The 7,426-nt window shown below is 71.4% G+C and carries 10 protein-coding genes; 8 read left to right on the forward strand and 2 right to left on the reverse strand.

All coding sequences use genetic code 11. The annotated features are described in order from the left end of the window. Positions 1 to 55 precede the first annotated feature (55 nt). Positions 56 to 913, reverse strand: coding sequence for a hypothetical protein (locus ACZ52J_RS39355; protein WP_465625819.1), 858 nt, complete (start codon positions 911 to 913; stop codon positions 56 to 58). Positions 914 to 1,534: 621 nt separating this feature from the next. Here ACZ52J_RS39355 and ACZ52J_RS39360 point away from each other — a divergent pair. Continuing rightward, positions 1,535 to 2,104 (forward strand): hypothetical protein, encoded by a 570-nt coding sequence (locus ACZ52J_RS39360; RefSeq protein ID WP_465625821.1) that lies wholly within the window; start codon positions 1,535 to 1,537, stop codon positions 2,102 to 2,104. Further along, positions 2,101 to 2,847, forward strand: coding sequence for a hypothetical protein (locus tag ACZ52J_RS39365; protein ID WP_465625823.1), 747 nt, complete (start codon positions 2,101 to 2,103; stop codon positions 2,845 to 2,847). Before ACZ52J_RS39360 ends, ACZ52J_RS39365 begins: the two co-directional genes overlap by 4 nt. A 292-nt stretch (positions 2,848 to 3,139) precedes the next feature. Here the strand turns inward: ACZ52J_RS39365 and ACZ52J_RS39370 are convergent, their stop codons facing one another. After that, complete coding sequence (locus tag ACZ52J_RS39370) at positions 3,140 to 3,559, reverse strand: hypothetical protein (protein ID WP_465625825.1); 420 nt, start codon at positions 3,557 to 3,559, stop codon at positions 3,140 to 3,142. Positions 3,560 to 3,842: 283 nt separating this feature from the next. On the opposite strand from ACZ52J_RS39370, the gene ACZ52J_RS39375 reads away from it, so the two are divergent. The 6 genes from ACZ52J_RS39375 (at position 3,843) to ACZ52J_RS39400 (ending at position 6,983) form a co-directional block, all read left to right on the forward strand. After that, complete coding sequence (locus ACZ52J_RS39375; RefSeq protein ID WP_465625899.1) at positions 3,843 to 4,757, forward strand: IS982 family transposase; 915 nt, start codon at positions 3,843 to 3,845, stop codon at positions 4,755 to 4,757. Between the two features lie 244 nt (positions 4,758 to 5,001). Beyond that, positions 5,002 to 5,331: a hypothetical protein gene (locus ACZ52J_RS39380; protein WP_465625827.1), complete on the forward strand. Its 330-nt coding sequence runs from the start codon at positions 5,002 to 5,004 to the stop codon at positions 5,329 to 5,331. Between the two features lie 5 nt (positions 5,332 to 5,336). Next, a complete protein-coding gene (locus ACZ52J_RS39385) occupies positions 5,337 to 5,609 on the forward strand; it encodes an RNA polymerase sigma factor (protein WP_465625829.1) in 273 nt (90 codons plus the stop codon). Further along, positions 5,606 to 5,977 carry a hypothetical protein gene (locus tag ACZ52J_RS39390; RefSeq protein WP_465625831.1) on the forward strand — a complete coding sequence of 124 codons (372 nt, stop codon included), beginning with the start codon at positions 5,606 to 5,608 and terminating at the stop codon, positions 5,975 to 5,977. Before ACZ52J_RS39385 ends, ACZ52J_RS39390 begins: the two co-directional genes overlap by 4 nt. Next, positions 5,862 to 6,305 (forward strand): hypothetical protein, encoded by a 444-nt coding sequence (locus tag ACZ52J_RS39395; RefSeq protein ID WP_465625833.1) that lies wholly within the window; start codon positions 5,862 to 5,864, stop codon positions 6,303 to 6,305. The genes ACZ52J_RS39390 and ACZ52J_RS39395 overlap by 116 nt, the downstream gene beginning before the upstream one ends. Before the next feature lie 156 nt (positions 6,306 to 6,461). Further along, positions 6,462 to 6,983, forward strand: coding sequence for a helix-turn-helix domain containing protein (locus ACZ52J_RS39400; protein ID WP_465625835.1), 522 nt, complete (start codon positions 6,462 to 6,464; stop codon positions 6,981 to 6,983). Positions 6,984 to 7,426 lie beyond the last annotated feature (443 nt).

Raw genomic sequence — 7,426 nt, forward strand, 5'->3', positions numbered from 1 at the left:
GTGATCATGAAGCGTAGAGAACTCCATGATCGGGCGAACCGTGCCTGCCCTGCTACTACCGATTAGCTCGGCACCTACTGGCGGACGCCCTAAGTTCGACGTTGGCCTGGTCGGCCTCACCCTGGGCGCCCTGCCGGGCCGACCTGGCGGCGCGCAGCTCCTGTTCGGCGGCTGCGGCCCGCTCGGCGGCATCCCGCTCGGCTGCCTCAGCCGCGGCCATGGTCACCTCGACCTCCTCCCGTTCGCGTTCACGCGCACGCTCGCGTTCGGCTCGGGCCCGCGCGGCCGATCCCCGGTCTTCGGACGGCTCGCCGGCAGCACGGGCAGGAGTACGGCCGGAGCGCTCTGCTCGCTTGCGGCCCGTCGTGCCCGAGCCCGCGTCGACATCGTCCGGGACGTCGGGTTGCGCGGTCTGCGTCCCGCCGGGGGCGGTGCCCGGCCACAGCGGCGGTTCCAGGGCGGCGGTCAGCCGGCCTTCGGCCAGGGCCTGGGCGGCGTCCGGGTCGGCGAGCGCGGCGGACAGCGTGCGGTCCAGGTCGGCGGCCGCGTCCGCGCCGAGCGGGTGGCCGGCGGCCGCAGCGTTTCGGCGGGCCTGCTCGGCCAGCGACCGCACCAGCTGGCGGCGCTGGTCGGCGAGCGCGCGCAGCTGGTCTCCGGCGAGGTGGTCCTGGGCGTCGCGCAGGGCCTGCCCGAGGTCCAGGAGCTGTTCGACAAGGTCGCGGTGGCGGCGGGCGAGGGCGTTGGCCGCCCACGCGGTGAGGGTGGGCCGGTGCAGCGCGCGGATGCGTTTGGCCAGGGGCGGGTCGGTCTTCTTGACGTCGTCGGCGCGCGCGTTGCGGGCGGCGGTGAAGTCCGGCGGCGCGAGGGCGTAGAGCGTGTCGGCGATCTCGTCGAAGTCGTGCGGGCTGGCCACGTTCGGACTCTACGGCCGGCCCGGTGTCCGGGCCCGCCCTGAGGACGCCGGGCCCGGGCGCCGGTCTACCCGTCGTCGTCCGTGCGCGTGCGTGCCCGGGCCGAGGCCGAGGAAGTAGGCGAGCGCCTCCGGAGCGCTGTCAATCATGGCCTGCTGTTCCTCCGCCGTGCCGCGGTCGCGGTCGAAGCACCCGATCGAGCAGGCGAGCCACGGGTTCCAGGGGGCCCTGCGGCCGCAGGCCTCGCACACCATCGTCGCCGTCTCGGGCATGGGCACCTCCGAGCCGCTGATCTGCCTTCTTCTCCACGCTAGCGCGGGCGGCCGTCGTCACCGGGCCAGTACCGACGAGCCCGGGTCGGCCTGCTCATCGGTGACGGTGGTCGTTGGGGGGCCTTCGGCATCGTCACCGCCGGGGTCCGGTCCTGCCCCTTCATCCCCTCGTGCTCGTGCCGCGGGGGTCTGGAGCGAGATGGCTGTGACCTGGGGTATCGCGGGGCGAACGACTTGAATCGAAAATCCGTTCGATCTAACTTGGGGGGTGTGACCGCCGACGTTCTGTTCTCCCTCGCCCCCCGCCCCGGGGCTCTGCCAGGTGATGCCGAGCGGGCGCCCAGGGAGCTGATGACGCTGCCCGGGTACTACCAGGACACGCGGCGGTGGCGTCTGGTGGAGATCCGGGTGGGAGGCGGCTGGCAGCCGGCCATGCTGACCGTGTGGCGGCGCCCGCCGGGCAGTGCGGTGTGGGTGGTGCATGTCACCTGGGGCGCCGACGATTCCTGGGGCTGGTTCCTGTTCGACGAGCGCACGGTCAGGCCGCTGCCAGAACCACAGGACGAGCCTCCTGCCGGGTCACCGTTCTTCGGGCGGTGGCGGGACACGACCGTCGTCCCGGCCGAGCTCGCTGGCCAACCTGCCCAGGACGGTTCCGACGGCTGCTGGCGTCTGGCGTGGGTCCGTACGGGCGGGCGGTGGTGCTCCGCCCTGGTGACCGCCCGGCGCCGCCCCGGGCCGGATCTGCCGTGGATCGTGAGCGCTCGATGGGGCGAAGACCGGCAGGCGGCGTGGCTGATCGCGGACCCTGTCACCCTTCGCCCGGTCGTCTCGGCGGAGACGGGCCCTGCCCGTCCCTCTGCGGGCGCGGGTGGCTCGTCCGGGCCGGCGGAGGTCTTCGGGACCGGGGGAGGGCGGTGAGCGCGCGGATCGCCCTCGTACCGGATACGGCGGAGTCCGTACGCGGTGAGCGGCTGGCGATCCTGCTGGAGGAGACCAGTCCGGCCGCCCGTCGCGCCCGGTTCGAGGCCGCTTCCCGGCCGGTCCTGCCCGCGCTGGAGCCGCTGTTGCCGGGCGGCCGGTTGCCGAAGGGGGCCGTGGTCGAAGTCCTGGACGCCAGTCTGCTCCTGGCGGTGGCGGCGGGGCCGGCCGCCGCGTCGACCGGCGTGTGGACGGCGATCGTCGGCTGGCCGGAGGCCGGGTTGGCTGCGGCCAGGGCCTACGGCCTGCCGTGGGAGCGCACTGTGCTGGCCGATACCCCAGGAGAGCACTGGGTCGAGATCGCGTCCGTCCTCGCCGACGCCTGCGACACGATCATCCTGCGCCCCACCGGCCCGTCGGCCCCGCGCCAGCTCGCCCGCCTCGAACAACGCCTGCGCACCACCGGCGCCACGCTCCTGACCCCGCTCCCCTGGCCCGGCGCCGCCGAGCTGCGCCTGACCGTGAGCGGCTCCGCCTGGAGCGGGCTCGGTGACGGGTACGGCGCTCTCGAGTCCCGGACGGTCACTGCCCGCTGCGTCGGCCGGGGCCGTGCCGCCCGGGCGCGAGAGGCTTTCCTGCAGCTGCCGGACGAGCACGGTGGCGTGAGCGCCGCGGTCCCGGTGCCGGCTGTGGCGCGTCCCGGCGGCGCGGAGGCCGTTGCCGCAGTGGCCGCCGTCGGCTGACAGGGGGTTGGACCGCCCGGACGGTCTGTCAGCCCGTACGCGGAGCGGGTGAGCGGGTTCGGGCAAGAGATCCGCATACAGAAACAGTGATGCTGGTCACATTTATTACCGAAAGTGGCCAGTCGGCTACTCAAAAGTAACGGGCGCGAGGCCCGGTTGAAGCGGGTGGACCCGGCTCGCGGCACGTGTCATTGTCACGCTGCGTTGCCGTTCTCGATCTTTCCGTGAAATCCTTCTAGATGGATGAGTCCAAGGGATCCGGGATGGCCGCAACGAGGTTGACTGCGCCTGCTCAGTTCAGGCGCCGCCGGTAGTAGGAGATCGTGACGACCACGAGCAGTGGCCCCCATAGCAGCAGTGGTGCGTAACAGGCGTCCATCACGACGAGCGCCGGCCCGGTCGGGGCTCCCTGAGCCCCTCCGAAGCCGCCCGCACGGGGGATCGTCAACAGCATCAGAACGGCCGCGCCGAGCAACGCCGGAATCACCGCCGCCAGCGGCGCGACACGCTTCCCTCCGATCAGCGGGATCCAGCCCGGCACCACCTCGCCCCAAGGCTTGACCAGCCCAAGTGTGAGCAATGTGAGCCCTTCGGTACCCAAGCTCATCGCGATGCACATGGCGCTGAACCAGCCAGGGATGTCCAATCCCGTGGTGCTGAATCCCACCGGTATGCCGACCCCCATCGCGATCCGCCAGATCCCGGACGGCACAGCAGTGAGTGCCGCAATGTGCGCGACTCGGACCACCCAACGGGCAGGGGGCTGACTCTCGGAGACGGCAGCGGCTATCGGTGTCCCAAACGTGACCATGGCCCCATGCTGTCTCCGCGGTCCGCCCCGCCGAATCATGCGCAAGGTCCAACTCGACTCCCCCGCGCGGGGGATGGAGACCTTCGACTTCGACCGGACAGCCGCCGACACCCGACTGCCCGCACGTCAGCCGATTCCAAGGGATCGCCTGCGGGCATGGCGCGAGGGCGTCCAATGTCGGTGTGTGAAGACAGAATTGGACACCCTCGCAGCGGCACTCTACGTCAGGATCGACGACCAGCTGAAGGCTTCGCCGCATCTGGCTCCGTGGCGCCCGGCGGTCGGGATCGCGCCCACGCTCAGTGACGCCGAGCTGGTCACCCTCGCGGTGATGCCGGCGCTGCTCGGCTACACCTCGGAGCGGCGGTGGCTACGGCGCGCGAACCGGGACTCCCGCCGCCTGTTCCCATACCTGCCCCAGCAGTCCGGGTACAACAAGCGGCTCCGCAACGCATCCGAGCTGATCAAGCACATGATCAGGATGCTGGCACAGGACACCTCGCTGTGGAGCGACGACGTCTGGGTGGTCGATTCCACCCCGGTCGGCTGCGGCTGCTCACGTGAAACCGCCAAACGCTCCGACCTCGCCGGCTGGGCCGAGTACGGCTACTGCGCGTCGCACTCCCGATACTTCTGGGGCCTGCGCCTGCACTTGGTCTGCACGCTGGGCGGACTGCCTGTCCTGTTCGCGCTCACCGGCGCGAAGGCCGACGAACGCGAGACCCTGCACGGCATGCTCGATGCCGCACCCGACGTCGCCGCCGCCCATCCGAGGCAGACGATCATCGGCGACAAGAACTACTACGGCCGCGACTTCGAGCGCGACCTCACAGAACGTCACCTGGAGTTGCTGCGCCCGGCCCGCAAGGGCGAACCCGAACGGGCCGGGGCACATCTGTTCAAGCCGCTGCGGCAGGTCATCGAGTCGATCAACCAGACCTTCAAGGGGCAGCTCGACCTGGAACGACATGGCGGGCGCACTCCGGCCGGAGTGATCGTCCGGGTACTGATGCGGATCTTGGCACTCACCGCCGCGATCTGGTTCAACGACAAGACCGGCCAACCCGTAAAGCGATCCTTGATCGCCTTCGACCGCTGATCGCGACGGCATCCCTTGGACTCATTCATCTAGGCCATATGCGTGAACAGGGGTGCTCGTTTGCAAGTCTGAAGGCGGGCCACACGGTGGCTTCGGCGTGCAGAACTTGACGTCGTACCTGACCGAAAGAGTGAGATGGACACCCTCTGCGACACGGCTGCAGCCCTCCAGCCGGTCCGCACCAACGCCCGCCTGCGGCCGGCGCTCGCCCGGCGCAGGCGCACGCCAGTGCGGGAGCACCCCGGTGAACGACGACAGCTTCGCGGGCAGTGAAACCGGCCCGGCCGTGCACGAGCCCGTCGACCTCCCCTTGGACTTCGAGGCCTACTTCCTGGCCAAGCAGCGGACGTTCCGCGGCTACGCCGCCGAGATGATCGGGGACCTCGCGGTCGGCGACGAGGTCGCGTACGAGGTGTTCACCTACCTCGCCCACAACTGGGCCCAGGCGCTCGAGGCCCCGGACTTCGAGCAGCACCCCGGGGGATCCTGGCCGGCGCGGTCATGTACCGGGTCCACTGGCTCCGGCGTGAAAAGGACCTGGCTGCCCGTCTCAGGGAGGCGCGCCGCACGCTGAAGCAGATGCACCAGGCCCTCACCCGGATCGAGGGCGGAGCCGGCCTCTACACCGCCCTCGCCGAACTGCCGACCCGCCAGTGCGAAGTGTTCGTCCTGCGCACCAGCATGGGCTACACCGCCGAGTACAGCGCGGAGGTCCTGGGCATCCACCCGCGGACCGTCGACTACCACCACCGCCGCGCGCTCGCCGCCCTCGAACGCCTGCTGACCACCCGACACGTCCTGCGCCGCACCGCTGCCGTACCCGGGCCCCGCCGCGAAGGAGCCGACCGATGAAGCCCGAAAACCTCGACCACCTCCTCGACGCCCCCGACGACTTCGACGTGCCCGCCGCGCTGCGCCGCATCTCGGCCGACGTCGCACGGATTCGGCGAGGCCAGCAGCCGCCGCCTGGCTGGTGGGCGGAGCAGGACCGTGCCCGGCAGTGCCTGGAGACGGTGGTTTCCGGGGAGATCAGCACCACCCGGCTCGCCCGGATCACCGATCTCGCCGATCTCCTGGACGACCCCCGGGGCCCACGCGACCAGTGTGTGGAGGATCTGGTTCAGGAGATCGAAGGGCCGGCTGTTCGGTTGCCTGCTGCACTACACCGGGCACCCCGTCAGCGCCGAGTTCTGGTGGAAGATCGGGGCCGGCGCCGGTGACCACACCTCGGCCTGGTGCCTGTACCTGCACCACCTCGGCCGAGGGGAGATCCGCGAGGCCCGGCTGTGGTTCGAGCAGGCCGTGAGCGTCGACGAGGACCTGGGGCCGGGTGTCCCCATGCCGGCGGTACCGGAGATGCCCGACTACTTCCGGACCGCCCCCATCGTCATGGGCACCCGCACCGCCAAGCCCTCCACGCCCTCCGGCGCCCTGGCCGTCGAGGTCGACCGCCTGGTGATGCACACGGGCGACGACACCGACGGCCTCGTCCCCTGCCCCGACCGCCGCCTGGCCGACCGCGTCGAGGAGTACGCAAGTCTGCGCTGACCAGGCCCGCCGCGGCCGGACGACCGGCCCACCCGCCCACATTCCGCGAGACATCCCCCCAGCTACGCCAGCCACCAGCCACCAGCCGCCCGGACCCCGGGCGCCAAGGGCAAGGGCAAGGCGTTCGTCGGCGCGCTGCGCCAGGTCGTCCGCGCGGTGCGCGGCGGTGAGCGCGACACCGAGGCGCTGTCCGGCATCGCGGAGGCGAACACCACCCGTCGCCGCACCAAGACCGGGCAGAAGGCCCGGGTCCGGGGCAAGGACGTTGTCGGCGCGCCCGGCGAGAGCATGGCCGGCCGCGCCGGGAAGCAGGCCATCAAGTCCGGCGCGAGCCACCTCGCCCCGGTCGTCCATGAGACAGGCCAGGCCGGCGGCCGCCTGGCCTTCACCGTCCGGATGAAGGCCAACCAGTACACGATGTCGGCCGGCTCCACGGAAGACTCCCCGGGGCTGCGTCGCGGCTTCATCCCGCGCGCGGACGGCACCGAGGAGCGCACCTACGGCTCCGCCAGCACCGGCGGGTTCGACGCCGCCGAGTGGTCCCAGCGTGTCGCCGACCACCTCGGCGACGTCACCGAGGCGATGCGGGCCTGGCTGGTGGAAACCGGCCGCGCCGTCCAGGACGCCGACATCGCCTACCTGGAAGTCCGCGGCTGGATCCCCGAGGACCAGCAGTAGGCCCGGCCGGCTGTGACTGAGTGCTTCAGTTGGCGGGTGAGCGGTCGAGTTGGCGGGTTGAGCACTCGGCGGCGAGATGTGCGTCTGAGCCGGGTAGAGCGGCGATTATGCCGCAACTCTGCTGGGGTCATGGGAACTCGGCCGTCGAGGTCCGGCCGCCAAACCCGCGTGGTGATCCACACGGCACCGCCAGTGCCAGCGTCCGCGCGTCGCGGCTCCACCTTCGGCAATCCCTGACCCGGCAGGGATCCACCGTTCTGCGGCACGGGCCTCTCCTGGCGATCGCTCGTGCCCATCTAGACCTGCTAACAGTGGAGTTGACGCTCCGATCCCGCGAGTCGGGGGGGGGGGTGGTTTTGGGGGGGGGGGTGCCCCGCTCTCCGCAGGAGGGGGTGCCCCCCCTCCCCGCCGCTCCCCCCCCCCCGATCTTCCCCTCCTTGGGG

The organism is Kitasatospora sp. NPDC034035 (assembly GCF_055575755.1).

What these genes read in the sequence shown, in the direction of transcription:
- ACZ52J_RS39390 (WP_465625831.1), top strand. Translation starts at nt 5,606, where the DNA reads ATGAAGCCCGAAAACCTCGACCACCTCCTCGACGCCCCCGACGACTTC.
- ACZ52J_RS39385 (WP_465625829.1), top strand. Translation starts at nt 5,337, where the DNA reads ATGCACCAGGCCCTCACCCGGATCGAGGGCGGAGCCGGCCTCTACACC.
- ACZ52J_RS39360 (WP_465625821.1), top strand. Translation starts at nt 1,535, where the DNA reads ATGACGCTGCCCGGGTACTACCAGGACACGCGGCGGTGGCGTCTGGTG.